Genomic DNA, 22,857 nt, shown 5'->3' with positions numbered 1-22,857 from the left:
TCGACCCCGTCACGTGGGCTTGCCGTCGCCGTAGAGCCACGAGTTCCAGATCGGGTCGAGGTCCCGGCCGGCCCTGGCCTCCACGTACGCGGTGAAGTCGTCCGTGGAGGCATGGCCGTGGCGGTGGCGCAGGGTCCAGCCCCGCACCAGGGCACGGAAGGCCTCGTCGCCCACGGTCTGACGGATCTTGTGGATCACCATCGCGCCGCGCACGTACACCGGCTGGCCGGAGATGTCCGAAGCGCTCGGCGGCTCGGCAGGCGGGAAGTCCCACTCGTCGTCGTCCGCGGCCTTGGCGTGGTTGCGGTCGAAGTGATCCTGGGCGCTGGCCCCACCGTGGTCCTCGGTCCACAGCCACTCCGCGTAGGTCGCGAAGCCCTCGTTGAGCCACATGTCCCGCCACGTTCGCGGGGTGACGGAGTTGCCGAACCACTGGTGGGCCAGTTCGTGCACCACGTTGGTGGTGTGGAAGATGCCGGCCGGAATGGTCGGCCTGGTCTGGGTCTCCAGGGCGTAGGGCACATCGGCCGCCTGATCGACGATCACCCCGGCGGCGGAGAAGGGGTAGGGGCCGAACCTCCCCTCGGCCCATTCCATGATCTCGGGGAACCGTCCGAGGATCGCTCCGTCCTCGTCCACGCCCGCGGTCGTGTCCATCGCCGACACGATCGGGATGCCCGATCGGGTCCGGGAGGTCCTGATGTCGTAGCTGCCGATGGCCACGGTCGCCACATGGCTGGCCATGGGCTCGGCCTGGTGCCAGTGGAAGGTGGCGCGGTCGCCGCTGGTGTGCTGGGCGCGAAGCCGCCCGTTGGAGATCGCCTGCACCCCCTTGGGGACCGTGACGGTGATGTCGTACGAGGCCTTGTCCGAGGGGTGATGGTTGCCCGGGAACCAGGACATCGAGCCCGTCGGCTCACCGAACGCGACCGCTCCGTTGCCCGTCCTCAACCAGCCTTCGCGCCACCCGTGGTCATGGGTGATCGACTCCGGCGTGCCCGCGTACTGCACGACGCTGCGGAAGGCGGCGCCCTTCCTGAGATGATCGCGCGGCTGCAGGGTCAGCTCCTGCCCGTCCTGCCGAACCCGCGCCTTGCGGCCGTCGACGGTGGCGCTCAGCACCTCCATGCCGAGGAGGTCGAAATTGAAGGCGCTGAGGTCCGCAGTGGCCTTCGCGGTGATCTCCGCAGTGCCGTCGAGGCGGCCGCTGCCGGGGTCGTAGGCCAGGGTCAGGGCGTAGTGGGTGACGTCGTAGCCGCCGTTGCCGAGCTTCGGGAAGTAGGGGTCACCGGCGCCTGCGGCACCGGGGTGCCCGCCCCGGAACGCCGTGCCAGGTGCCTGCGTCCGAGCGGTGTCCGCGCCTGCACGAGCACCCGCCCTCGCGTCTGCGCCGGTACGGGCACCCGCCCCGCCGCCGCCGCGGCCGTCGGGCCCCGAGCACGCGGGGAGTGCGGCGAGCAGGCCCGCGACCGCGAAGGCGGCCAGACGTCCGGAAGTCTTCACGCAGCCGATCATGACCCGGCCACCGAGCGCCCCGACCTCGCCACGCCGTGCCCATGGCCCCTCCGGCGGGCACGGGGTGCCTGCGGTGTGGCGGGTGGACACACAGGGTGGTGCCTGAATGTGATGGTCCGCCACATACGCGGCCGACCTGCGGGCTTCTACGGTGTGGCGACACGGATCGTCCCCGCAGACCCCCCGGAAGTGGTGTCCATGACCTCCCCCGCAACGGCCGCACCGGCCCCGTCCGGCATCCGGAGAATCGTCGCCGCCAGCCTCATCGGGACCACCATCGAGTGGTACGACTTCTTCCTCTACGGCTCGGCCGCCGCACTGGTCTTCAACGAGCTGTTCTTTCCCGGCAGTGAGCCCCTGGTCGGTACCCTCCTCGCCTTCCTGACCTATGCGATCGGCTTCGCGGCCCGCCCGCTGGGTGGGCTGGTCTTCGGCCACTACGGGGACAAGATCGGCCGCAAGCAGCTCCTCGTCCTCAGCCTGCTCCTCATGGGCGGCGCCACCTTCGCCATGGGCCTGCTCCCCACCCACGCGAGCATCGGCGTCGGCGCCCCGATCCTCCTCACCCTCCTGCGCCTGGTCCAGGGGTTCGCGCTCGGCGGCGAGTGGGGCGGGGCGGTGCTGCTCGTCTCCGAGCACGGGGACGACAAGAGCCGCGGTTTCTGGGCCTCCTGGCCGCAGGCCGGCGCGCCCGGAGGCAATCTGCTGGCCACCGGGGTACTCGCCGTCCTGGCCGCCGTACAGTCCGACGCGGCCTTCCTGGCCTGGGGCTGGCGGATCCCGTTCCTGCTCTCCGGGGTGCTGGTGATGATCGGCCTGTGGATCCGGATGTCCGTCTCGGAGTCCCCGGTCTTCCTGGAGGCGCAGGCCAGGGCCGCCGAGCGGGCCGCCGCCGGGGCCAAGGCCAAGCCACCCGTGGCCGAGGTGTTCCGTACGAACTGGCGCGGGGTCCTGACCGCGATCGGCACCCGCCTCGGCGAGAACATCTCGTACTACGTCATCACCGCCTTCCTCCTCGTCTACGTCACCAGCCACCTCGGGCTGCCCAAGAGCGACGGCTTGAACGCCGTACTCATCGGCTCCGCCGTCCACTTCGTGGCCATCCCGGCCTGGGGCGCACTGTCCGACCGCATCGGGCGCCGCGCCGTCACCCTCTTCGGCTCGGTGGGCATGATCGGCTGGGCGTTCGCGTTCTTCGCGCTGCTGGACTCCAAGTCCTTCCCGGTGATCGCCGCGGCCGTGACCGTCGGTCTGCTCCTGCACGGCGCGATGTACGGACCGCAGGCGGCCTTCATCTCCGAGATGTTCGACACCGAGGTCCGCTACTCCGGCGCCTCGATGGGGTCCCAGCTGGCCTCCATCATCGGCGGCGCGCTCGCACCGATCATCGCCGTGGCCCTGCTGCGCGACTACGACTCGTCCCTGCCCGTCTCCGTCTATCTCGCCACGGCGGCTGCGGTCACCACGCTGACCGTCCTGGTGGCCAAGGAGACCCGCGGGCGTAGCCTGGCCCGGGAACACACCCCGGTACCCGCACCGGTCCCGGCCGCCCGCCGGGCCGGGCACGACCCGGTGCCGGCCGACAACTGACCACCGGGCCTTCCGACCCTTGCGGGCCTTACGGGCCTGCTGAGCGCGGGCGGCACCGGCTCGAACGGTGCCGCCCCGTCCGCGTCGAGCATCACGGAGAGCACCCGATGCCCACCACCCAAGACAGCGGGAGCACCGGCACCGGCACCGGCACCGGCGCGCTGCTGCGGCTGCGCAACCTCCTGGACCTGCTGGATCAGGGCGCGCCCGCCGAGGCGTTCCAGGACGGTGAACTCCCCGACGCGGAGGCCGGCTCGCAGGCGGCCGCGGACGCGGCGGTGATCGCGGACGCGACCCGCGTCGCGCTCCGCATCCGCCGCACCCTCGGCCAGCACCGCCGCCGCGAGGCCGAACTCGCCGCGCTCTTCGACACCGCCGGCGACCTCGCCCGGCTCAGGGAACCGGACGCCGTGCTGAAGGCGATCGTCCACCGGGCCAAGCTGCTCCTCGGCACGGACGTGACGTACCTGTCCCTCAACGACGAGGAGGCGGGCGACACCTACATGCGGGTGACGGACGGCTCGGTCTCCGCCGCCTTCCAGCGCGTGCGCCTCGGGATGGGGGAGGGGCTGGGCGGACTGGTCGCGAAGACGTCCCGCCCGTACTCCACCGGCGACTACCGCGACGACCAGCGCTTCAGGCACACCACGACGATCGACAGCGCCGTCGCCGAGGAGGGCCTACGGGCCATCCTCGGCGTACCGCTGCGCCTGGGCACCCGGGTGATCGGCGTCCTCTACGCGGCCGACCGCACCGCCCGTACCTTCACGCCCGACGAGGTCGCCCTGCTGTCCTCCCTCGCCGACCACGCCGCCATCGCCATCGACGGCGCCCGCCTGCTGGACGAGACGCGCACCGCACTGGTCGACCTCAACGCGGCCTCGCGGACCATCGAGGCGCACAGCGAGGCCATGCGCCGGGCCGAGGACGCCCACGACCGGCTCACCGACCTGGTGCTGGGCGGCGGCGACGTCACCGACGTGGCCACCGCCATCGGCACCGTCCTGCAGGGCGGCACCCTCGTCCACGACGCCGAGGGGGCCGAGCTCGCCCGGGCGGGCACCGACCCGCGGCCTCCGTCCGCCGAGGCCGTCGTCGCCTCGCGGGCCGGCGGACGCGCCGTCTTCGCCCACGGAACCTGGGTGTGCGCGGTCCTCGCCGGGCAGGAACTGCTCGGCAGCATCGCCCTGACCGGCCGCGCCGACCTCGACGACGCCGACCGCCGCCTCTTCGAGCGCGCCAGCCTGGTCACCGCCCTGCTGCTGCTCCTGCGCCGTTCGGTCGCCGAGACCGAGGACCGGATACGGGGCGAACTGCTGGGCGACCTGCTCACCCGGGCCGCCGACCCGGCCGGACTGTCGGCGCGGGCCCGCCGGCTCGGCATGAACCTGGGCCATCCGCACGCGGTGTTCGTCCTGCACACCGGGGCCGTGCCCAGGCCCCGGCTGCTGGCTGCCGCCGCCCGCATCGCCCAGGCCTGCAAGGGACTCGCCGGACTGCACCACGAGGATGTCGTCCTGGTCTGCCCCGCCGAGGATCCCGCCCCCCGACCGGGCCCCGGCCCCGCCCCAGGCCCCGCCGCCGGCCCCGGCCCCGCCGCCGCGAGCCTCGCGAACGAGCTGCGCCAGGTCCTCGCCGGTCCCGTCACCGTCGGAGCCGCCGGTCCGGTCACCGGTCCCGCGGAGTTCGCCGACGCCTACGCCGAGGCCCGCCGCTGCCGGACCGCGCTGCGCGCCCTGGGCCGCGAAGGCACCGGTGCTGCCCTCCACGACCTGGGCTTCCTCGGCGTACTGCTCGGCGACCAGACGGATCTGGGCGGCTACGTACGGCAGACCCTGGGCCCCGTGCTCGCGTACGACGCGAAGCGCGGCACCGACCTCACCCACACCCTGCGGGCCTACTTCGACACGGGCGCGAGCCAGTCCCGGGCCGCCGAGGCCCTCCACGTGCACGTCAACACCGTCGTGCAGCGCCTGGACCGCATCGGCAGCCTGCTCGGCCGTGACTGGCAGCGCCCGGAGCGGGCGCTGGAGCTCCAACTCGCGCTGCGCATCCATCAGGTGAACCGCCACGACGGCCCCGGCCCGGGCGACTTCGCGGCGTAGCCTGCGCGGACCCGGTTCAGCTGGCAGGGTGGACGGTATGTGCGGCCGTTACGCTTCCACCCGCAGTCCCGAGGACCTGTCCGGCCTCTTCCAGGCCACGCCCCCGGATCCGGGGCACGTGCTGGAGCCGAGCTGGAACGTCGCCCCCACCGATGCCGTGTGGGCGGTGCTGGAGCGCGCCGACCGGGAGAGCGGGGTACTGGAACGGCAACTGCGCCCCCTGCGGTGGGGGCTGGTGCCCTCGTGGTCGAAGAGCCTGGCCGGCGGCGCGAAGATGATCAATGCGCGGGTGGAGACGGTGCACGAGAAGCCGGCCTACCGGCGTGCCTTCGCCAAGCGCCGGTGCCTGCTGCCCGCCGACGGGTTCTACGAGTGGGAGCCCGTGCCCGCCTCCGGTTCCGTGAAGGCCTACAAGCAGCCGTACTTCATCCGTCCCGAGGACGGCGACGTGATGGCGATGGCCGGGCTGTACGAGTTCTGGCGCGACCCGGCCGTCGCCGCCGCCGACGACCCGGCGGCGTGGTGGGCGACCTGCACGATCATCACCACCGAGGCCACCGACGCCGCCGGCCGGGTCCACCCCCGGATGCCGCTCGCGCTCGCCCCGGCGGACTACGAGGCCTGGCTCGACCCATCCCACCAGGACCCGGACGCCCTGCGCGCCCTGCTCGCCGCTCCCGCGGGCGGCCGGCTCGACGTCCGCGCCGTGTCGACCGCGGTCAACAGCGTGCGCAACAACGGGCCCGAACTCCTCGAAGCGCCCCCCGCCCCGGGTCGCTGAGGACATCTCCCGCCCCGGGCCGCCGAGAAGCAACTCCGGGAACCGGCTCCGGCCGTCGGCGGGCGGCCCGCTGCCCGGAGAGGTAAAGAAATATTGACACCGTGTCCTGATTCCTTGACACTGCCGATGTCGGGTTTTCTTTACATGGGGAGTGGCAGTGGCAGTCGAGGAGAAACGTGCGTGGATCATGATCGTGGTGACGGTGGTGTCGTACGGGGCGTATCTGGCCGTCGTTCTCGGGGGGTCCGGAAGCGGGCCCCTGGCCCAGCAGCCCTACGCGGCCGCGCTGCTGTGGACGGTCGGCGCGGCGATCGTCGCCTCGATCGCCCTCCACATCACCGTGGCGCTGCTCTCCCCCGAGGAGGGCAAGGTCAAGGACCAGCGCGACCGGGAGATCCACCAGTTCGGTGAGCACATCGGACAGTCGTTCGTCGCGATCGGCGCCGTGACCGGGATGATCCTCGCGATGGCCCAGGCGGACCAGTTCTGGATCGCCAACGCGATCTACCTGGGATTCGTCCTGTCGGCGCTGCTCGCGTCGACCGCGAAGATCTCCTCGTACCGGCTGGGCTTCCACCCGTGGTGAGGCCCACCAGGGTCACCAACAGCATCCGTGCCCTGCGCTTCGCCAACGGCGAGATGACCCAGGCCGAGCTCGCCCGCCGGATCGGCGTGACCCGTCAGACCGTCATCGCCATCGAACAGGGCCGCTACTCCCCTTCCCTGGAGAAGGCGTTCGAGATCGCACGTGCGTTCGCTGTACCGCTCGACACCGTGTTCCAGTACACCTCCACAGAGGGAGACGACGCATGAAGGCCATCGTCCAGGACGTCTACGGACCGCCCGAGGTCCTGCGCATCGAAGAGATGGACCGGCCGGAGCCGGGCCGGGGCGAGGTCCTCGTACGGGTGCACGCGGCCGGCGTCGACCAGGGCGTCTGGCACCTCATGGCGGGCCTGCCCTACGCGGTCCGCGCCGTGTCGGGCCTGCGGACACCCAGGACGCGCGTCCGCGGCATGGACGTCGCGGGGGTGGTCGAAGCCGTCGGCCCCGAGGTCACCCGCTTCCGGCCGGGCGACGAGGTGTACGGCAACTGCTCCGGGTCGTTCGCCGAGTACGCCCGCGCCAAGGAGAACACCCTCGCACCCAAGCCGGCCTCCCTCAGCTTCGAACAGGCCGCGGCCGTGCCCGTCTCCGCGTGCACCGCCCTGGGCGCCGTACGGGACAGCGGAAAGGTCAAGGCCGGCCAGAGTGTCCTCGTCCTCGGCGCCTCGGGCGGCGTGGGCAGTTTCGCCGTACAGGTGGCCAAGGCCTACGGCGCCCACGTCACCGGAGTGTGCAGCACCACCAAGACCGACCTGGTCCGCTCCCTCGGCGCCGACGAGGTCCTCGACTACACGCAGCAGGACCCCGTCGACGGCAGCCACCGCTACGACGTCATCCTGGACATCGCGGGCAACCGGCCCATCGCCCGGCTGCGCAACGCCCTCACCCCCCGCGGGACCCTCGTCATCGTCGGCGGAGAAGGCGGCGGCAACTGGATCGGCGGCAACCAGCGGCAGCTGGCCGCGATGCTGCTGTCCCCCTTCGTCGGCCACCGGCTGCGCGCGCACGGCACCCTGGTGCGCCACCGCGACCTCGAAGCCCTCACCGAGCTCATCGAGGCCGGCTCGGTGACCCCCGCCGTCGACCGGACCTACCCGCTGGCCGAGGTACCCGACGCCATTCGCTACCTGCGGGACGGCCAGGTGCGCGGCAAGATCGCCATCCGGCTATGAGGCGTCCAGCCTGATGCGGGCGGCGACCGGCAGGTGATCGCTGCCGGTGGCGGGCAGCGTCCGGACCTCGGCAGCGGTCCCCCCGCGGGTCAGGATCTGGTCGATCCGGGCGACCGGGAGGGCCGCGGGCCAGCTGAGGGCGAGCCCCCGCCGCGGCGCGCTCAACCGGGAGGTCAGCGGGGCGAGCCCGCGGTCGTCCACCGTGCTGTTGAGGTCACCCAGCAGGATCACCCGCTCCAGCTTCTCGGCGGCGACGGCCGCACCCAGCAGCCGCGCGCTCTCGTCCCGCGGGCCTGAGCCGAAACCGCTCGCCCGGAAACGGACCGAGGGCAGGTGCGCCACGTACACCGCGATCTCACCCTCGGGCGTGCGCACACCACAGCGCAGGCCACGGTTCCAGCCCTCCCCGATGCCCGCGGGCCTGATGTCCACACGGCGTACGTCGGTGAGGGGGTGCCTCGACCAGAGTCCGACCGTGCCCTCGACGGCGTGGTACGGGTACGAGGCCGCCAGCGCCGCCTCGTAGGCCGGCAGCGCGGAGGGCGTCAGCTCCTCCAGGGCGATGAGATCCGGCGCGGACCCGATCAGGGCGCGCGCGGTGCCCGTGGGATCCGGATTCTCGTCACTCACATTGTGCTGGAGGGCCGTGATGTCGTGCGGGCCACGGTCCGCCGGCAGCAGCAGCCCGCCGAAGAGGCCCGCCCACGCGGCCGCGGGCAGCAGCACGGCCACCAGCGCGGTGAACGAGCGGCGCACCAGCGCCGGGACGAGCAGGACCGGGACCGCGAGGCCAAGCCAGGGCAGGAGGGCCTCCAGCGCACTGCCGAGCCGGCCCACCGCATTGGGGACCGCGGAGTGGAACACCAGCAGCGCGGCGCTCAGTACGGCGAGCGCCGCGGGAACACGCCCGCGCGTCCAGGGCGTACGGCCCCGGGCATCGGTGCCCCAGCGCCACCGGGCGGTGCGCCGCGCGCCGCTCCCCGCCACGTCCACCGCCACCGGAGCCCCACCTGTCTGCCTCGGACCGTCTTCCACCTCGGGTACGACGCATGACCGGGCGGCCGGGTTCCCGCCCGGGCGTCTGTGGAAGAGTGATCGTCCGGGGTTGCGGCCGCACCGGGCGGTCCGAGGCGTGAGGACGGGAGACGCGTATGGGTACGGCGAGGATCGCGGTCGTGACGAGCCAGGGCGGCGCCGACCAGGACGCGGATCTCCCGCTGATCCTGGCGGCGTTGCGCGCCGCGGGCCTGTCCGCGCAGGCGGTGGCCTGGGACGCGGACGCACCGGGATGGGACGGCTACGACCTCGCGGTCATCCGGTCGACCTGGGACTACGCGGACCGGCTGGCTGAGTTCCTGGCCTGGGCGGACGCGACGGCCAAGGTCACCCGGCTGTGGAATCCGGCGCCGCTGGTGCGCTGGAACAGCGACAAGCGCTATCTGCTGGAGCTCGCCGAGCGCGGGGTCCCGGTCGTACCGACCAGGGTCCTCGAACCGGGCGGAGCCTGCGACGCGGCGGACTTCGACGGGCCGCACGGGGTGGTGGTCAAGCCGGCCGTCTCCTCGGGCGCACGGGACACCGCGCGCTACGAGCCCGGCCGCCGGGCGGACGCCGAGCGCCACGCGCGGATGCTGCTGGAGCAGGGCCGCACCACGATCGTCCAGCCGTACCTGCCGCTGGTGGAGGAGGGGGAGCGGGCGCTGATCTTCTTCGGCGGCACCTTCAGCCACGCGATCCGCAAGGAGGCCCTGCTGACGGAGGCGGGGCTGATCGACAACTTCAGGGTGCCGCACCCCGGTGCCGCCCCCTACCGGCCGTCGGAGGCGGAGCTCCGTACGGCACGGGCGGCGCTGGCCGCGGTTCCCGCCGCGGGCGACCTGCTGTTCGCCCGGGTGGACCTGGCGTTGAGCGGGGCCAGGGAACCCGTGGTCATGGAGCTGGAACTCATCGAGCCGAACCTGTTCCTGAGCATCAACCCGCAGGGACTGGAGCGCTTCGCCGAGGCGGTCGCCGCCGCGCTGGCCACGGGCCGGTAGACACGGCGCAGGGGGTGCCCTGCCGTTCGGGCCCGGCCCGATCGACAAGACACCCCCTGGCGCTCCGGCCCCCCGTGACCGGGGCTTCGCGAACCAGCCCGGACCGGGCTAGCTGAGACGGTCGAGCCGCACGCGTCGGCGGCGGCGGAGCAGGAGACCCACGGCCGCGCCCGCCACGGCGGTCACCGCCACACCCGCCGTCGTCCACCAGACGGCGTACCCCTGGGTGTCGGCGGCCGGTTCCGCGGCCTGCGCCGTGGAGGCGGCCGGTGCCGCGGCGGGGGAGGCCGCCGAGGACACCGGTGCGGCGGACGACGGGGCGGGAGCCGCCGCGGAGGCCACCGGGGTCGGAGCAACCGGAGCCGGGTCCACCACGGGTACGCCCACTTCGAGTTCGCCGTGCCCCAGGGCCGGGAAGCCCACGTCGACGCTGACCTTCCACGAACCCGGCGGCAGCGCCTCGGCCGTGGTCCAGCCCGCCGGCGCCGCGGCGGGATCGCGCACCAGGCGCCAGGGCCCCATGGTGCGGGAGCCGTCGACGCTGACCGCGTTCACGGTCGCGGCGACGGCCTCGTCCACGGCGTCCCCGTCGTTCTCCCAGGTGACGTCGGCGGTGACGTGACCCTCCCGTTGCCCCTTCACCACCACCTTCACGGTGTCACCGTGGGCGTGGGCCGCGGTGGGGAGCAGGAACATGAGGCCGAGTGCGGCCAGGGCGGCCGAGAAAACGATTCGTATGCGCATCGTCGGGGTGCTCCGGTCAAGATGAGGGGTACCGGCGGACGGCCGCGCGGTGCGGCCGTCCGCCGGGTGGGTTCACGCCGTCAGGGCGTCAGGATGTGCTGCGCCATGACGGTGATCAGCCGGACTTCTGCAGGGTCCAGGCCTGCGTCGCGCGGCCGTCGGCACGCTGGAGGTCGAGCAGCCAGTACCCGTAGTAGGGGCGGTTGCTGACGGTGAGGGCGAAGCCGCCGCTCGCGTCCGTCACGGTCACCGCGCCACCTCGGGACGTCAGCTTCCAGGCCTGCGCGCCGTTGCCGTTGCCGCAGGGCTGCTGTGCGACCCACATGCCCGCGGCGGGGGTGCCGCCCGGCTGGAGGCACTTGCCGGAGGCCGCCGACCGGATGCGCACCTGGCCGCTGCCCGCGTCGTCGAAGTACCACTGCTGCTGGGCGTACCCGTTGGTGCGGCCGCCCACGAGGACGGTGCCGTCGGCGGTGCGGCCGCCCCACAGCTCCGCGGCCATGCCGCTGCTGCCGTTGCCGAGCACGTACTTGGCGCCCGGGGTGGTGGTGCCGCCGCCCGCTCCCGTCGTACGGAAGGACGCGGCCTTGCCGGGTCCGCTGTCACGCCCGGAGCTGTCGCGGACCGAGACGGTGACGTTGTAGGCGGTGTTGGGCTGCAGGTTGTAGATGCGGAGCACCTGGGACTGGACCCACGTCAGGTGCTTGCCGTTGAGCTGCACCGCGTACCAGGAGGCGCCGTCGACCTTGGGCCAGCTCACGACGACCGAGTCGGACTGGATCTGGCCCGCCGTCACGGCCGGTCCGCCGGAGGGCTTCTTGGTCGGCGTCGGCGAGGGCTTCTTGGTGGGCGTGGGGGAGGGGTTCGGACCCGGGTCCGTGCCGCCACCGCCGCCCTTGCTCTTCATCAGGAACTGGTTGTCCGCGATGTTCCAGTGCGTGGCCAGGTAGCTTCCGGCCTTGGGGCTGGTGTGGAAGTAGTCGTCGTGGTTGCAGTCCAGGATGTTCTCGGACGCCTGGTTGGTGCAGACGTTGCGCATCTGCGGGTAGTACGGGGTGTCCGAGTAGCACATGACGTCGTACTCGTCGGTGCAGTGCGCGCCACGGCTGGTGTTCGGGGCGCTGTTGTTGACCGCGCCCAGGTTGTGTCCGAGTTCGTGGGCGGCGGTGTGACCGCCCCAGCAGCCGGAGTCGGTACGCCCGTAGGAGGGACCGAAGTTGCTCTGGTTGGCCTGGCCGGGCCGCTCGTCGCCCGCGAAGGTGCCGATGCCGCAGTAGATCTGGGTGTCGGCGAAGATCATGTACTTGCGGTCGCGGCGGTCGAGACCCTTGCCGGCGAGCGCGTTGTTGGTCGCGCTGAACTCGGCGAGAGCCGAGGCCGGGAGCTCGATGTTGAGCACGGTGGGGGTGCAGTCGGCGGCCGTCACATAGCGGATGTGACGTACTCCGCCGGTCTCCTGGGCGCTCGCCGAGTAGATGAGGTCGGCGTCGGCCGCCCACTTGCGGAACGAGGCGACGTACTCGGAGTAGCGGTCCTTGCCCGGTGCGTGGACGTAGGCGACCTGCACGCGGTTGCCGGTGCTGCCGTCGCCGTCGCACTGGACGGTCTGACCGGCGGGGCCGGCGGCGACGTTCTGGCCGCCGGTCGCGGCGCCCGCCGCGGGTTCGGGTGCGGAGGCCTTGGTGGCCGTCGACGCGTCGGCCGCGGGCGCGTCCTGAGGACGCCCGCCGCCTTCCTTGCTCGCCGGGTCATCGGCCGCGGGGCGGGCCGGATCGGCCGCCGGAGCCGTCTCCTTGACGGCGGGCTCGATGTCCTTCGTGATGTCGACGCCCTTGGGCGGGGCATCGGGGCCGTGTGTGCACAGCCCGGTGTCGGTGCGGTAGACACCCACGCACCGGTCGCCCTTCGGCGCGGCCTGGAGGCCGTCGTAGATCATGCCGCGCGCGTTTTCGTTGGCGGGTGCGGCCGCGATCGGATCCGGCTCCTGGTCACGGGCCGGTGCGGCGGCCGGTGCCTCTGCGGCGGCCTCCACCACGGGAGCCGCCGCCTGGGCGCCGTCGCCGATTCCGGAGTACGCGATGCCTGCGGCTATCAGCCCTGCCGCTGCCGTGGCGGCGGTGACGAGTATCAACCGCCGGGGTTTGCGGCGGTGGTCGGCGGCGGCAGGCCGTCTGCGACGTCCTGTCATGGGCACCTCAAATCGTTGTCGGAAGACTGGGTTCGCGGAAGCCTGCCAGACGAATGCGGAGGAGAATTCGGACAAACGGGGGCGCGCTCCGAGAAATCATTCCGTTACCTGTCGACCTGATTTGACGAACACTCAACTCGCAATGAAATAAAGCGAGTTACGCGCGTCGCGTCTCAATGGTCCAGTCCTTTCCGGATGGGTTGTTATCAAATCGAGATATGAACCGGAGGCTTGTTGACGGGAATTCAGTCAGAAATTCACCTAATTACTACCTGCTGAATTCCCTCGGTCACGACCCGTGAGGTGCGGCGGTCGCGGCGGGCGCCGGAGCACCGCGGAAGGCGGTTCGGGGCCCGGGAGTTCGTCCGGGGTGCGCTCGTCGGGCACCCGGCCCGGGTGCCGCCGGATCGCGATCGGGCGGGCCGCGGCCTGCTCGGCGCCGCCGCCGTCGCCCACGAAGACGGCCCCGGCGCCGGCCCCGGAGCCGAGCATCTCGTAGGCGACGGTGAAGAGCGGATGGCGGTCGGCCGTTCGGTGCGACCCGGCTGTCCGGTGCCGGTCAAGAGCGGGCAGGGCGTGGTCAGACGGACCGTGCGGCGGTGGCCGCCGTCTCGCCGAGCTCGGCCCGCAGCCGCCGCCCGCGCTGGTCCCCTCCCGAGACGCGGTGCAAGCCGTACGAACCGGGCTTGCCCGCCTCGACGGCCAGGTGCTTGACGGTGCCCTTGCAGACAACCTCCTTGACCTTCGCCCCGGGCCGACCGGCGATGTGGAACCACAGCGCCACGTCGTTCTTGTGGGCGAACTGGAAGATGCCGGCACCTCGGCCCAGGCTGATGCACTGTCCGGCGAACACCTGGTTGAGGGTCGAGGGCTGCTCGCCGTCGATCCGGCTGAGCACCGTGTCGGCGGCCCGCGCGCCCAGCGGCATCGCGGCCTGGCAGCTCATCCGCAGCGGCAGGTCCGACGGCGCCGCCGAGTCGCCCGCCGCGACGACGCGTACGTCGTCCACGCTCGTCAGCGTCTCGTCCGTGAGCAGGCGGCCCAGGGCGTCCGTGCTCAGCCCGCTGCGCACGGCGAGGTCCGGCACACCGAAGCCGGCGGTCCAGATGGTCACCTCGCTCGGCACCTCGCGGCCGTCACCGAGCTCCACCGCGTCACGGGTCACCGCCGTCACCTTCGTCCCGGGGCCGTCGAGCACGGTCACCCCGAGCCTGGCCAGCCGCCCGGCGACCGAGCGGCGGCCCCGGCCGTGCAGGTAGGGGCCGAGCACCCCACCGCAGACCAGGGTCACGCGGCGGCCCTGTTCCGCGAGCTCGGCGGCGGCCTCGATGCCCGTAGGCCCCGCCCCGACCACCGTCACCGCCGCCTCGGGGGCTGCGGCGTCGAGGACCGGCCGCAGTCGCTGCGTCTCCTCCAGGGTGGTGATCGGGTAGGCGAACTCGGCGGCCCCGGGCACGCGCGGGCCGGCGCTGCCACTGCCCACCGCGTAGACCAGGTAGTCGTAGCCGAGCGCGGCACCGGTCCCCAACGCCACGCTGCGCTGCGCGGCATCGATCCGCGTCACGGTGTCCACGACCAGCCGGACGCCCTCGGCCAGGACCTCGCGGTACTCGACGACCGCGTCGTCGGTCCCGGCCGCCAGCTGGTGCAGGCGGATCCGCTCGACGAACGTCGCACGCGGGTTGATCAGGGTCACCGTCACGCCGTCGCGCTGCGTCAGACGGTTGGCCGCCATGACACCTGCGTATCCGCCGCCGATCACGACCACTTCGGTGTGCTGCGTCATGGTGTTTCTCCTTCTTCTTGACGGGTTCGACATCAAGACACCGTGAGATCCCGGAATGTGACAGGGTGTGAGGCAGGTCACTCCCCGGGGGCCTGGGGCGGCCGTACCGCAGAATGGGCGGCCGAAGCCAGGACCTGCGGACAGGGGAATTTCGATGATCGACACGACCGACGTGATCATTGCCGGCGGTGGACCGACCGGTTTGATGCTGGCCGCCGAACTGCGCCTCGCCGGCGTACGAACCGTCGTGCTGGAGAAGCTGGTCGAACCGGCCGGCCAGTCCCGGGGCCGCGGGATACACGTACGCACCGTCGAGATGCTCGACCAGCGCGGGCTGTTGGACCGGTTCCTCGCGGTCAGCGAGCCGTTCACGACCAGCGACTTCGGCGGCCTCCTCAAGCTACGGCCCGACCGTCTGGACACCGCGCACCCGTACGGTCTCGCGACACCGCAGACCGTCACCGAACAGCTGCTCACCGACCGGGCCGTCGAGCTCGGTGCCGAGATCCGGCGCGGCTGTGAACTGGTCGGGCTGGGCCAGGACGAGGACGGGGTGAGCGTCGAGCTGGCCGACGGTACGCGGCTGCGCTCGCGCCATCTCGTCGGGTGCGACGGCGGCCGCAGTACGGTGCGCAAGCTGCTCGGTATCGGCTTCCCCGGCGAGGCCGCCAAGGTCGAGACGCTGCTCGGTGACATGGAGGTGACCGCGGAGCCGGAGACGGTGGCCGCCGTCACGGCCGAGGCCCGCAAGGTGCACGTACGGTTCGGGACCGTCCCCATGGGGGACGGGGTGTACCGGATCATCGTGCCCGCCGACGGGGCGGCCGAGGACCGTGCCACCGAGCCGACCCTGGAGGAGCTGAAGCGGCAGCTGCGGGAGTTCGCGGGCACCGACTTCGGCGTGCACTCGCCGCGTTGGCTGTCCCGCGTCGGCGACGGCAGCCGACAGGCCGAGCGCTATCGGGTCGGCCGGGTGCTGCTGGCCGGCGACGCGGCGCACGTCCACCCGCCGACCGGCGGCCAGGGCCTCAGCCTGGGCGTGCAGGACGCCTTCAACCTCGGCTGGAAGCTGGCCGCCGAGGTGGCCGGCTGGGCGCCGGAGGGCCTGCTGGACAGCTACGAGGCCGAACGGCACCCCGTGGCGTCCCGCGTCATCGCCAACACCCGGGCGCAGGGCGTGCTGTTGGGCGCGGACCCGGGCGCGGTGGCGCTGCGGGAGCTGTTCTCGGAGCTGCTGGACTTCGAGGAGGTGAACCGGTACGTGACCGAGATGACCTCCGCGGTCGGGGTCCGCTACGACTTCGGCGAGGGCCACGAACTGCTCGGCCGGCGGACGCGGGACATCACGCTGAAGCAAGGGCGCCTGTACGAGCTGATGCGCGGCGGGCGCGGACTGCTGCTGGACCGGACCGGCCAACTCTCGGTGACGGGCTGGGCCGACCGGATCGACCATGTCGTCGACGACAGCGAGGAACTGGACGTGCCCGCGATGCTGCTCCGCCCCGACGGACATGTGGCGTGGGTCGGCGCCGACCAGCACGATCTGCTCGACCGGTTGCCCACCTGGTTCGGCGCCCCCACCGCCTGAGCGCAGCCCGTACGGAGCCGGGCCCGGTCGGGCCCGGCCCCGTACGGCGTGCCTGGCGGCGACTCAGCCGCCCTGGACGACGCTCAGGTCGATGCGTGCCAGGCGCTCGGGGTCGGTGAGGACGTCGAGCGCGGTGATCCTTCCGTCCCGGATGGTGAACGCCATGACCGACAGCGCCGGCCCTCCGCCATCGCGACCGCCCCGGGGACCCCGTTGACCAGCGCCGCATGGGCCGCCTCGGCGAACCGCGCGAAGGTGATCGCCTGGGAGGCGACCTCGGCCGCGCCGCGCCGGAGCAGCGTGGGGCGCAGCGCGCCGCCGTCGGAGCGGGCCACCACATCGGGGTCGAGGACCGCGACGAGCGCGTCGAAGTCCCCGCCGCGCGAGGCGGCGAGAAAGGCATCGACGATGCCGCGCAGGCGGGCCCGGTCGGGGTCCGGAGCGGGCACCGCGCCCTGGACACGGCGCCGGGCCCGGCTCGCGAGCTGCCGGGGCGTGGCGGCGGAACGCCCGAGCACGGGGGCGATCTCGTCGAAGGGCACGGCGAACAGGTCGTGCAGGACGAAGGCCAGACGCTCGGCGGGGGCGAGGGTGTCCAGGACGACGATCAGGGCGATGCCGACCGAGTCGGCCAGCAGGATCTCCTGCTCGGGGTCGGGCCCGTCCGCGCGGCTGACGATCGGGTCGGGAAGGCGGACCTGCCCGTCCTGGTCGTGCAGCGGATCCTCGCGCCGTGTGCCGCGCGGGCGCAGCATGTCCAGACACACCCGGCCGACCACGATCGACCGGGTAACCAGCTTCGCCCGCATAGGGGTTGGGGGAGCCGGAGCGGCCTTTTCCGTGGCAGCGGCCTCGCCTACTCCTCGGTCCGGGCCGCCTTCCTGAGGCGCCGGTAGAGGCGGCTGCGATCGGTGTAGAGCTCGTGGCTGTCCGACGGGACGAAGGCTCCGCCGATCGCCATGGCGGGGGTTCCCAGGACGGGTGACGTACGGAGCACCTCGTCGGCGGCTTCGACGAAGTCCCGGTGCTTCGTCTCCAGCACCGCCGCGTCGAACTCGGGGCCGCGCAGGCCCGGAATCATGATGGCCATGCCCAGCAACCGGTCCCGCGTGAAGCCCCCGGACTTCCGCACCCTGCTCTGTTCGCGGTACAGCAGGTCGTGGTAGTCGGCGAACCTGCTCTGATCCAGGGCGGCGCGCAGGGCGTTCGCCGCGAACTTCGATCCCGGGCCGAGGAAGGACCCCAGCGTGAACTGCAGCTGCAGCGCGCCGTTGCGGGCCGCGCGCTTCAGGTACGGGGCGGTGCCCTCCGTCTCGAACTCGGCACAGGCCGGGCAGCTCATGTCCTCGTACAGCCGGACGGCGAGAGGAGCGCCGGGGTCGCCGAGCACGATGGTGGTGCCGTCGGCGGCCAGGGATTCCGGGGCGGCGGGCAGATTCGCGCTCGCCGAGACGTCGAGCGGGTCGTCGCTCCCGCCGTTCCTGCTGCGGCAGGCGCCGACGGACGCCGAGGCGGTGAGGGCCGCCGCCGCGACCAGGAAGCCGCGTCTGGATCCGACCCGCATGTATGCCCTCTCCCCGTGATCAACAGGGGAGACAGTACGTGGTCGGCGGCCCCGGCGCGCACCGGTATTCCGCCCGCCGAACCGGCCGTCAGCGGACCCCCGCCGCGCCTTCGAGGAACTGGCGCAGGTCGATGACCTCGTAGCCCTCGGCCAGGGCGGCGTCGACGATCAGGGGAAGGGCTTCGGCGTCGAGGACGACGCCGGAGCCGTTGCTGCCGACGTGCATCTGGATGATCGCCCCGGGAACGAAGGCGTCGACGGCCCGTTTGACGGCCTTGTCCACACTCATGCCGCCCTGCGGGCCGAGGTAGCCGTTCGTGTCGGCGCTGAACTCGATCGCCGCGTAGCCCAGGTCGTTGACGTCGGTGATGGACTCCGGGGTGGTGGAGCTGTAGGGGAAACGGAAGAACGGCAGGGGCTCGGTCCCGGACGCCGCCCGGATGGCCGCGTCGGCCCCGCGTACCTCGTCCGCCCGCTCGGTGGTGCTGAGGTCGTCGAAGTAGGGGTGGCTGTACGAGTGGTTGCCGAGGCCGTGCCCCGCGTCGGCGATGGAACGCACCGCCGCGGGGTGGGCCTCGGCGAACGCGCCGGTCGGGAAGAAGGTGGCGGGCAGCTTTCGCCGGCGCAGTTCGGCCAGCACCGTGTCGATCCCGTCGACGTCCCAGGCGGCGTTGAAGGTGAGGGCCAGGACCCTGCTGGAGGTGGGCAGCCGGCGGATCTCGTCGCCCAGCAGCGACGCAGGCGGGCGGGGACCGGCGGCGGCCCGGGCGGTGCGACCCGGCGCGGGCGCGGCCGCGGCCGGGGAGGCGGGCGCGAACCCGGTGAGCCCCGCGAACCCGGTGAGCCCCGCGCACAGCAGGCCCGCCAGGGCGGAGCGTCGTTCCACATCCACCACGGTCGGTCACTCCCTACGGTCACGGCCTTCGGCTCCGGCCTGTCACCGAGTGTGCGACGCCGCGGGCCGCAGCACCCGCAGCCCGTGCCGGGGCACCCGGGTGATCTCCTGCAGACGCCACCTACGACGGGCGCCGCCGCAGGTGCGTCGTGAGGTGGTGCTGCAGGGGCTGTCCCACGGCAGCCATGTCGTGGACGACCGTCATCTCGCCGTTCCCGACCGTGTAGTGCCGTCGTGTGCCGGTGACCTCCTTGGCGAGCGGGGTCAGCGCCACGTCCTTGGTCTCGATCTCGAACTCCGCACCGGACACCTGCCCGACGTACGTCTCCACGATGCCCGTCGGGTGGGCGAGCACGACCTCCAGCCCGGCGTCGGGAGTCACCCGCCACCACCCTGCCTCACGGCCCGCCGGCCGCACCGGCGCCCCGGACCCGTCGATCAGCCACGCGCGTGCCTCGTAGCGCAGGAAGGGGCGGCCGTCGTGGCTGAAGGTGATCTCCTGCTCGTAGCGGAAGTCCTTCTCGAGGGTCGGGTACTCGCCCTGCCCGCGGCCGTGCCAGCGTCCCAGCAGGGGCAGTACGGGCCGCAGCAGCGGGTGCGGCTCGGGGCCCTCGCCGAGGACGTGGCTGTCAGGGTAGGGATTTTCCTGCACCGACTCGAACATGTTCACCTTGTCTGTCTGCGAGTACCGCCGAATCCCGCAGCTTAGAGGCTCCGCTCACCCTCCACGAACACCACGAGCCGGTCCTGGACCCGCAGGACACCGACCACGTCGTGATGGCGCACCCCTTCCCCTCCGTGCCGCTCGGCTTCTCCGTGATGGGAACGCGCACCCTGTGGTGGGGAAGGCTGTGCCGGGGAAACGGGGCAGAAACGCGGCTACGTCATGGACCCATGCTGGTGTGGGCGTGCGTGAAGTCGAGCGTGCTCAGAGGCAGCCGCAGCCTGTGGCGTAGAACAACAGGAAGACGGTCGTCCCCGCGGTCAGGATGAAGCCGGCCGTGGTCAGGGCGGCGAGGCCCCGACGACCACCCTTGGCGGGGCCGTGGAAGGTCTGCCAGGCGCCGTGGGCGAGGAAGAGGCTGAGCAGCCCGGCCCCCACCACGGTCAAGCGTGGGCTGAAGGACCAGCTCAGGTAGGCGATCAGCACCAGGCAGCCGAGCAGGGCGCAGGCGAGCAGGGTGAGGATCGCCTCGCCGACGGTTTCTCCAACGGCCTCGATCAGGAACTCGCCGACGCTTTTCACTGCCCTGCGGACCCCCATGACGCTCCTCCACCCTCGCGTACGGCGCCCCCGCACGGGGGGCCTGGTACCGAGGACCCGCGCTGGGCCTGAATGGTTGCGGAGGCGCTCAGGAGCGGCTTCCCAATGGAGAAGTCAACCGTCGTAGGTCAGATCCACTAGCCGAGCCTTCCCTGACGGATGGTCCGCACGGCGAGCACCGGGTTCATGGGTTCGATGAGTTGTTCAACGGCGATCGCCACAAGGTGGGCTGGGGCCTCGGCGTGCAGCAGCGCACTCATGTACTCAAGGGCCTGCGCCAGAGACAACATCGGCAGTCTCTGGCGCAGGATGCGTACTGCTGGCATGCGTGCAGCACTGTGGTGCGCAGCGGGTCCACGCCTAGAGCGGTCCACTTCTGGTTCTCGCGATCCAGCTCTTCCTCGACGATACGAACTGCGTCTCTCGCTCGATCACACGTGCAGCATCCACTATGGATCAGATGCCGGCCAGCACGTTTCTGGGCTGCCCGCAGTCACAACGCCTGTCGTTGCGACAACGGCCGGCTGGTTGGCTCGGGTGGCACGACGTCGTAGAGGCGCCGGTTACTGATCAGGGCCCATAGGACGTTGCCGCGGCCGCCTCGCGGTGCTCTCCGTCCGCAGGGCCGTCCGGCTCACGCCGCACGTCTCGTCAGAAGCGGAACACGCCGAGGTCTCGCACCGTGTCGGCCAGAGCGCGGATGAGGTCGTTCTCGGCTTCGGTCCGCCAGACCAGGGCGAAGTGCAGGGCGGCCATGTCGGGGAGCGGAAGCCATCGGATGTTCGACATGCCCCAGTGCCTGGTGACATGGCCGGGGAAGGTGTGGATGATCTCGCCCATGCCGACGTGGTTGATCAGTTGATCGGCGTTGTCCGAGGCCGCGGAGGTGATGCGCTGGATCGGCCGGCCTCGGGGGGTGTGGAAGGGCAGGTAGCTGTCCTCCCAGTAGTCCGGCAGGCCGTGGGCAGTGCCGTGCGGGAAGTCGGCGAGCAGCTCCACTGGTACCGAGTCCCGTCCCGCGAGCCGGTGGTCGGCGGCCACGGCGAGGATCCGCGAGTCGGTGCACAGGATCGGCCCGACGGTGAAGTCCGGTTCTTCCACCGGCAGCCAGCCGACCACGACATCCATCGCACCGTTGCGGAGCTGGCCGAACACATCGGTGAAGGTCGCCTGACGGACCTGGAGTCCCCAGTGCGGATACCGGGCGCGGAACGCCCTCCAATAGGGGTGCAGCTCGGCGACGTTGAAGGGCATCAGGCTGACGCGGAGCTGCGCGGTGATGCCGCGGGCCGCCAGCTGGGCGCGTTCCAGGGATTCGTGCAGGCCCGCGTAGACCGGTTGCAGATCGTCGCGGAACTGGCGGCCGACCTCCGTCAGGCGCACCGTGCGGCTGGTACGGGCGAACAGCTCGGCGCCGATGCGCCGTTCCTGCTTCTTGATGGCCTGGCTGACGCGCGCCTGGGAGATGTGCAGCCGCTGTGCGGTCCGGCCGAAATGCAGCTCCTCGGCCAGCACCAGGAAGATCTCGATGTCCCGCAGCTCCACCGGCCCACGGCCCTTCGTCGATAACCTGGCGGTTATGGAACCGCGCACAAGTGTTCCTTGATCATACGCCCGAACTGCAAGATCTTTGAGGCATGCAGTCACGCGTGCACAAACCCCCGTTCGTACGGTCGGACGCGATGAGGTGCCCCACCGGCGCCTTCGTCCCGTCATCGGCGCGTCGTGCCTTCAGCCACGTCAGGGCAGTGACCGGTGAGCACACCGGAACGCTTTCGAACCGCTCATGAGCGATGCCATCGACCTGACCGTGATGTACGCGATGCATGACGCCCTGCGCCGGGAACTGGCCCATTTGGACCGGCTCACCACCGCCGCGGACCATGACCCGCGGCAGGTGCTGGCCACCACGGCCGGATGGACGCTGTTCAAGAAGGCCCTCCATGCCCACCTCACGGCCGAGGACGACGCGCTGTGGCCGTCGCTGCGGCGGAATCTGGCCGGCCGGCCGAAGGACCTGGCGCTGCTGGAGGTGATGGAGGCCGAACATGCCGCCATCGCCACGGTGATCCACGCCATCGACGGCGCGCTGACCGACCCCGGTGCCGACTCGCTGTGGTTGGGCCAGCTCGCCGACGCTCTGACCCGCGGCCTGGCAGGCCACCTCAAGCACGAGGAGGGAACGGCGCTCCCGCTGCTCCAGCGGGTGCTGACGGCCGAGCAGTGGGGCCACTTCAACCGGGTCCAGGCCCGGTACATCGACCAGGACGCACCGCTGCTGCTGCCGTGGCTGCTGGACGGCGCCGACGAACCGACGGCGGAGAGGCTCCTCGCCCGGCTGTCCGCACCCGCCTACGCCGCCTGCACCGCCCGGTGGATCCCGGCGTACGCCGATCTCGACCGCTGGGGTCCGGGCACCACGGCCTGACGCAGCCTCATCACGTACGACCGCCCCGAACACGAAAGCCGTCACCTTGTCCGAATCCATACATGTCCATCCGCTCCAGCGCGTTTCGGCGGCCGAGGCCGCCGCCTGGTATCAAGTCGTCGCGGCCTCAACGGCCCACGATCTGCCCGGAGTACCGGCCCCCGACCCCGGACAGGTCCACGCCCAGCTCACCCGGCCCGCTCTGGGCAGCCACCGGCTGACCTGGCTGGCCACCACGACGGACGGCACCGCGGTCGCCGTCGCCGGCCTGCGGGTGTTCACCTCCCCGGGCCAGAAACACCTCGCCGAACTCGAACTCCACGTCGGCCCCGCACACCGGCGCCGGGGAACCGGATCCCGCCTGCTGGCCACGGCCGTCGCGGCCTGCCGAACCGAGAACCGGCGCGCCCTGATCACCACAGCCGCGGCCGACAGCCCCGGCGAAGCCTTCTGCGAACGGCGGGGATTCCGCCGGGCACTGACCCTGGACCACCTCCTCATGCGCCTCGACGAGACGGACCGGGCCGGCCTCCTCCGGGCCGCCGATGCCCAGCACCCCGGCTACCGGCTGACCGGCTGGACCGGCACGGTCCCC

22 protein-coding genes and 1 pseudogene are annotated in these 22,857 nt (G+C 72.0%); 10 read left to right on the top strand and 13 right to left on the bottom strand.

What is annotated here, in order from left to right:
- Window positions 1–9: 9 nt before the first annotated feature.
- Window positions 10–1,503: a M1 family metallopeptidase gene (locus ACZ4YL_RS31785; RefSeq protein ID WP_468121267.1), complete on the bottom strand. Its 1,494-nt coding sequence runs from the start codon at window positions 1,501–1,503 to the stop codon at window positions 10–12.
- A gap of 210 nt (window positions 1,504–1,713) precedes the next feature.
- On the opposite strand from ACZ4YL_RS31785, the gene ACZ4YL_RS31780 reads away from it, so the two are divergent.
- The 6 genes from ACZ4YL_RS31780 to ACZ4YL_RS31755 all read left to right on the top strand — a co-directional run bounded on the left by ACZ4YL_RS31780 (window position 1,714) and on the right by ACZ4YL_RS31755 (window position 7,769).
- On the top strand, window positions 1,714–3,105 hold the full coding sequence (locus tag ACZ4YL_RS31780; protein WP_468121266.1) for an MFS transporter: 1,392 nt from the start codon (window positions 1,714–1,716) through the stop codon (window positions 3,103–3,105).
- Window positions 3,106–3,212: 107 nt separating this feature from the next.
- Entirely contained in the window at window positions 3,213–5,210 is a 1,998-nt protein-coding gene (locus ACZ4YL_RS31775) for a helix-turn-helix domain-containing protein (RefSeq protein ID WP_468121265.1), read from the top strand.
- Window positions 5,211–5,247: 37 nt separating this feature from the next.
- Window positions 5,248–5,991 carry an SOS response-associated peptidase gene (locus ACZ4YL_RS31770; RefSeq protein ID WP_468121264.1) on the top strand — a complete coding sequence of 248 codons (744 nt, stop codon included), beginning with the start codon at window positions 5,248–5,250 and terminating at the stop codon, window positions 5,989–5,991.
- A gap of 157 nt (window positions 5,992–6,148) precedes the next feature.
- Window positions 6,149–6,577: a hypothetical protein gene (locus ACZ4YL_RS31765; protein WP_468121263.1), complete on the top strand. Its 429-nt coding sequence runs from the start codon at window positions 6,149–6,151 to the stop codon at window positions 6,575–6,577.
- Window positions 6,571–6,804 (top strand): helix-turn-helix transcriptional regulator, encoded by a 234-nt coding sequence (locus tag ACZ4YL_RS31760; RefSeq protein ID WP_468121262.1) that lies wholly within the window; start codon window positions 6,571–6,573, stop codon window positions 6,802–6,804. Before ACZ4YL_RS31765 ends, ACZ4YL_RS31760 begins: the two co-directional genes overlap by 7 nt.
- Window positions 6,801–7,769 carry an NAD(P)-dependent alcohol dehydrogenase gene (locus ACZ4YL_RS31755; RefSeq protein ID WP_468121261.1) on the top strand — a complete coding sequence of 323 codons (969 nt, stop codon included), beginning with the start codon at window positions 6,801–6,803 and terminating at the stop codon, window positions 7,767–7,769. Before ACZ4YL_RS31760 ends, ACZ4YL_RS31755 begins: the two co-directional genes overlap by 4 nt.
- Here the strand turns inward: ACZ4YL_RS31755 and ACZ4YL_RS31750 are convergent.
- Complete coding sequence (locus tag ACZ4YL_RS31750) at window positions 7,764–8,651, bottom strand: endonuclease/exonuclease/phosphatase family protein (protein ID WP_468121366.1); 888 nt, start codon at window positions 8,649–8,651, stop codon at window positions 7,764–7,766. The two genes, ACZ4YL_RS31755 and ACZ4YL_RS31750, sit on opposite strands and share 6 nt — an antisense overlap.
- Before the next feature lie 269 nt (window positions 8,652–8,920).
- Here ACZ4YL_RS31750 and ACZ4YL_RS31745 point away from each other — a divergent pair, with 269 nt between their 5' ends.
- On the top strand, window positions 8,921–9,805 hold the full coding sequence (locus ACZ4YL_RS31745; RefSeq protein WP_468121260.1) for an ATP-grasp domain-containing protein: 885 nt from the start codon (window positions 8,921–8,923) through the stop codon (window positions 9,803–9,805).
- 108 nt (window positions 9,806–9,913) lie between these two features.
- On the opposite strand, the gene ACZ4YL_RS31740 is transcribed toward ACZ4YL_RS31745, so the two are convergent.
- The 4 genes from ACZ4YL_RS31740 to ACZ4YL_RS31725 form a co-directional block, all read right to left on the bottom strand.
- Window positions 9,914–10,549 carry a hypothetical protein gene (locus tag ACZ4YL_RS31740; protein WP_468121259.1) on the bottom strand — a complete coding sequence of 212 codons (636 nt, stop codon included), beginning with the start codon at window positions 10,547–10,549 and terminating at the stop codon, window positions 9,914–9,916.
- Window positions 10,550–10,664: 115 nt separating this feature from the next.
- Window positions 10,665–12,737, bottom strand: coding sequence for an RICIN domain-containing protein (locus ACZ4YL_RS31735; protein ID WP_468121258.1), 2,073 nt, complete (start codon window positions 12,735–12,737; stop codon window positions 10,665–10,667).
- A gap of 261 nt (window positions 12,738–12,998) precedes the next feature.
- Window positions 12,999–13,229, bottom strand: a complete 231-nt coding sequence (locus ACZ4YL_RS31730) for a hypothetical protein (protein ID WP_468121257.1) — start codon at window positions 13,227–13,229, stop codon at window positions 12,999–13,001.
- An 88-nt stretch (window positions 13,230–13,317) separates the two neighbouring features.
- Window positions 13,318–14,523 carry an NAD(P)/FAD-dependent oxidoreductase gene (locus tag ACZ4YL_RS31725; protein WP_468121256.1) on the bottom strand — a complete coding sequence of 402 codons (1,206 nt, stop codon included), beginning with the start codon at window positions 14,521–14,523 and terminating at the stop codon, window positions 13,318–13,320.
- 154 nt (window positions 14,524–14,677) lie between these two features.
- Here ACZ4YL_RS31725 and rox point away from each other — a divergent pair, with 154 nt between their 5' ends.
- The gene (gene rox / locus ACZ4YL_RS31720) at window positions 14,678–16,111 is read left to right on the top strand and encodes a rifampin monooxygenase (RefSeq protein ID WP_468121255.1); all 1,434 of its coding nucleotides are present in this window, start codon (window positions 14,678–14,680) and stop codon (window positions 16,109–16,111) included.
- Between the two features lie 63 nt (window positions 16,112–16,174).
- Here the strand turns inward: rox and ACZ4YL_RS31715 are convergent.
- The 7 genes and pseudogenes from ACZ4YL_RS31715 to ACZ4YL_RS31685 form a co-directional block, all read right to left on the bottom strand.
- Window positions 16,175–16,890: pseudogene (locus ACZ4YL_RS31715) on the bottom strand (sigma factor-like helix-turn-helix DNA-binding protein); the annotation flags it as partial.
- 77 nt (window positions 16,891–16,967) lie between these two features.
- Entirely contained in the window at window positions 16,968–17,675 is a 708-nt protein-coding gene (locus ACZ4YL_RS31710) for a DsbA family protein (protein WP_468121254.1), read from the bottom strand.
- An 88-nt stretch (window positions 17,676–17,763) separates the two neighbouring features.
- Window positions 17,764–18,561, bottom strand: coding sequence for a polysaccharide deacetylase family protein (locus ACZ4YL_RS31705; RefSeq protein ID WP_468121253.1), 798 nt, complete (start codon window positions 18,559–18,561; stop codon window positions 17,764–17,766).
- Between the two features lie 130 nt (window positions 18,562–18,691).
- Window positions 18,692–19,234: a heme-binding beta-barrel domain-containing protein gene (locus ACZ4YL_RS31700; protein ID WP_468121252.1), complete on the bottom strand. Its 543-nt coding sequence runs from the start codon at window positions 19,232–19,234 to the stop codon at window positions 18,692–18,694.
- 264 nt (window positions 19,235–19,498) lie between these two features.
- Window positions 19,499–19,834 (bottom strand): lysine transporter LysE, encoded by a 336-nt coding sequence (locus ACZ4YL_RS31695; RefSeq protein ID WP_468121251.1) that lies wholly within the window; start codon window positions 19,832–19,834, stop codon window positions 19,499–19,501.
- 137 nt (window positions 19,835–19,971) lie between these two features.
- Window positions 19,972–20,160 (bottom strand): hypothetical protein, encoded by a 189-nt coding sequence (locus ACZ4YL_RS31690; RefSeq protein ID WP_468121250.1) that lies wholly within the window; start codon window positions 20,158–20,160, stop codon window positions 19,972–19,974.
- Window positions 20,161–20,485: 325 nt separating this feature from the next.
- Window positions 20,486–21,379, bottom strand: a complete 894-nt coding sequence (locus ACZ4YL_RS31685) for a LysR family transcriptional regulator (RefSeq protein WP_468121249.1) — start codon at window positions 21,377–21,379, stop codon at window positions 20,486–20,488.
- Between the two features lie 241 nt (window positions 21,380–21,620).
- On the opposite strand from ACZ4YL_RS31685, the gene ACZ4YL_RS31680 reads away from it, so the two are divergent.
- Both ACZ4YL_RS31680 and ACZ4YL_RS31675 read left to right on the top strand, forming a co-directional pair.
- A complete protein-coding gene (locus ACZ4YL_RS31680; protein WP_468121248.1) occupies window positions 21,621–22,262 on the top strand; it encodes a hemerythrin domain-containing protein in 642 nt (213 codons plus the stop codon).
- Window positions 22,263–22,308: 46 nt separating this feature from the next.
- A partial coding sequence (locus tag ACZ4YL_RS31675; RefSeq protein WP_468121247.1) for a GNAT family N-acetyltransferase occupies window positions 22,309–22,857 on the top strand: 549 nt, incomplete at its 3' end.

The organism is Streptomyces sp. NPDC030021, assembly GCF_055574035.1.
This window is presented reverse-complemented; position numbering and strand designations above follow the sequence as displayed.

Bases quoted from the DNA above. Each gene is read 5' to 3' on its own strand.
- ACZ4YL_RS31770 (WP_468121264.1), top strand. From the start codon at position 5,248: ATGTGCGGCCGTTACGCTTCCACCCGCAGTCCCGAGGACCTGTCCGGC.
- ACZ4YL_RS31755 (WP_468121261.1), top strand. From the start codon at position 6,801: ATGAAGGCCATCGTCCAGGACGTCTACGGACCGCCCGAGGTCCTGCGC.
- ACZ4YL_RS31775 (WP_468121265.1), top strand. From the start codon at position 3,213: ATGCCCACCACCCAAGACAGCGGGAGCACCGGCACCGGCACCGGCACC.
- ACZ4YL_RS31730 (WP_468121257.1), bottom strand. From the start codon at position 13,229: ATGCTCGGCTCCGGGGCCGGCGCCGGGGCCGTCTTCGTGGGCGACGGC.
- ACZ4YL_RS31710 (WP_468121254.1), bottom strand. From the start codon at position 17,675: ATGCGGGTCGGATCCAGACGCGGCTTCCTGGTCGCGGCGGCGGCCCTC.
- ACZ4YL_RS31680 (WP_468121248.1), top strand. From the start codon at position 21,621: ATGAGCGATGCCATCGACCTGACCGTGATGTACGCGATGCATGACGCC.
- ACZ4YL_RS31695 (WP_468121251.1), bottom strand. From the start codon at position 19,834: ATGGGGGTCCGCAGGGCAGTGAAAAGCGTCGGCGAGTTCCTGATCGAG.
- ACZ4YL_RS31735 (WP_468121258.1), bottom strand. From the start codon at position 12,737: ATGACAGGACGTCGCAGACGGCCTGCCGCCGCCGACCACCGCCGCAAA.
- ACZ4YL_RS31745 (WP_468121260.1), top strand. From the start codon at position 8,921: ATGGGTACGGCGAGGATCGCGGTCGTGACGAGCCAGGGCGGCGCCGAC.
- ACZ4YL_RS31690 (WP_468121250.1), bottom strand. From the start codon at position 20,160: ATGCCAGCAGTACGCATCCTGCGCCAGAGACTGCCGATGTTGTCTCTG.
- ACZ4YL_RS31700 (WP_468121252.1), bottom strand. From the start codon at position 19,234: ATGTTCGAGTCGGTGCAGGAAAATCCCTACCCTGACAGCCACGTCCTC.
- ACZ4YL_RS31780 (WP_468121266.1), top strand. From the start codon at position 1,714: ATGACCTCCCCCGCAACGGCCGCACCGGCCCCGTCCGGCATCCGGAGA.
- rox (WP_468121255.1), top strand. From the start codon at position 14,678: ATGATCGACACGACCGACGTGATCATTGCCGGCGGTGGACCGACCGGT.
- ACZ4YL_RS31725 (WP_468121256.1), bottom strand. From the start codon at position 14,523: ATGACGCAGCACACCGAAGTGGTCGTGATCGGCGGCGGATACGCAGGT.
- ACZ4YL_RS31740 (WP_468121259.1), bottom strand. From the start codon at position 10,549: ATGCGCATACGAATCGTTTTCTCGGCCGCCCTGGCCGCACTCGGCCTC.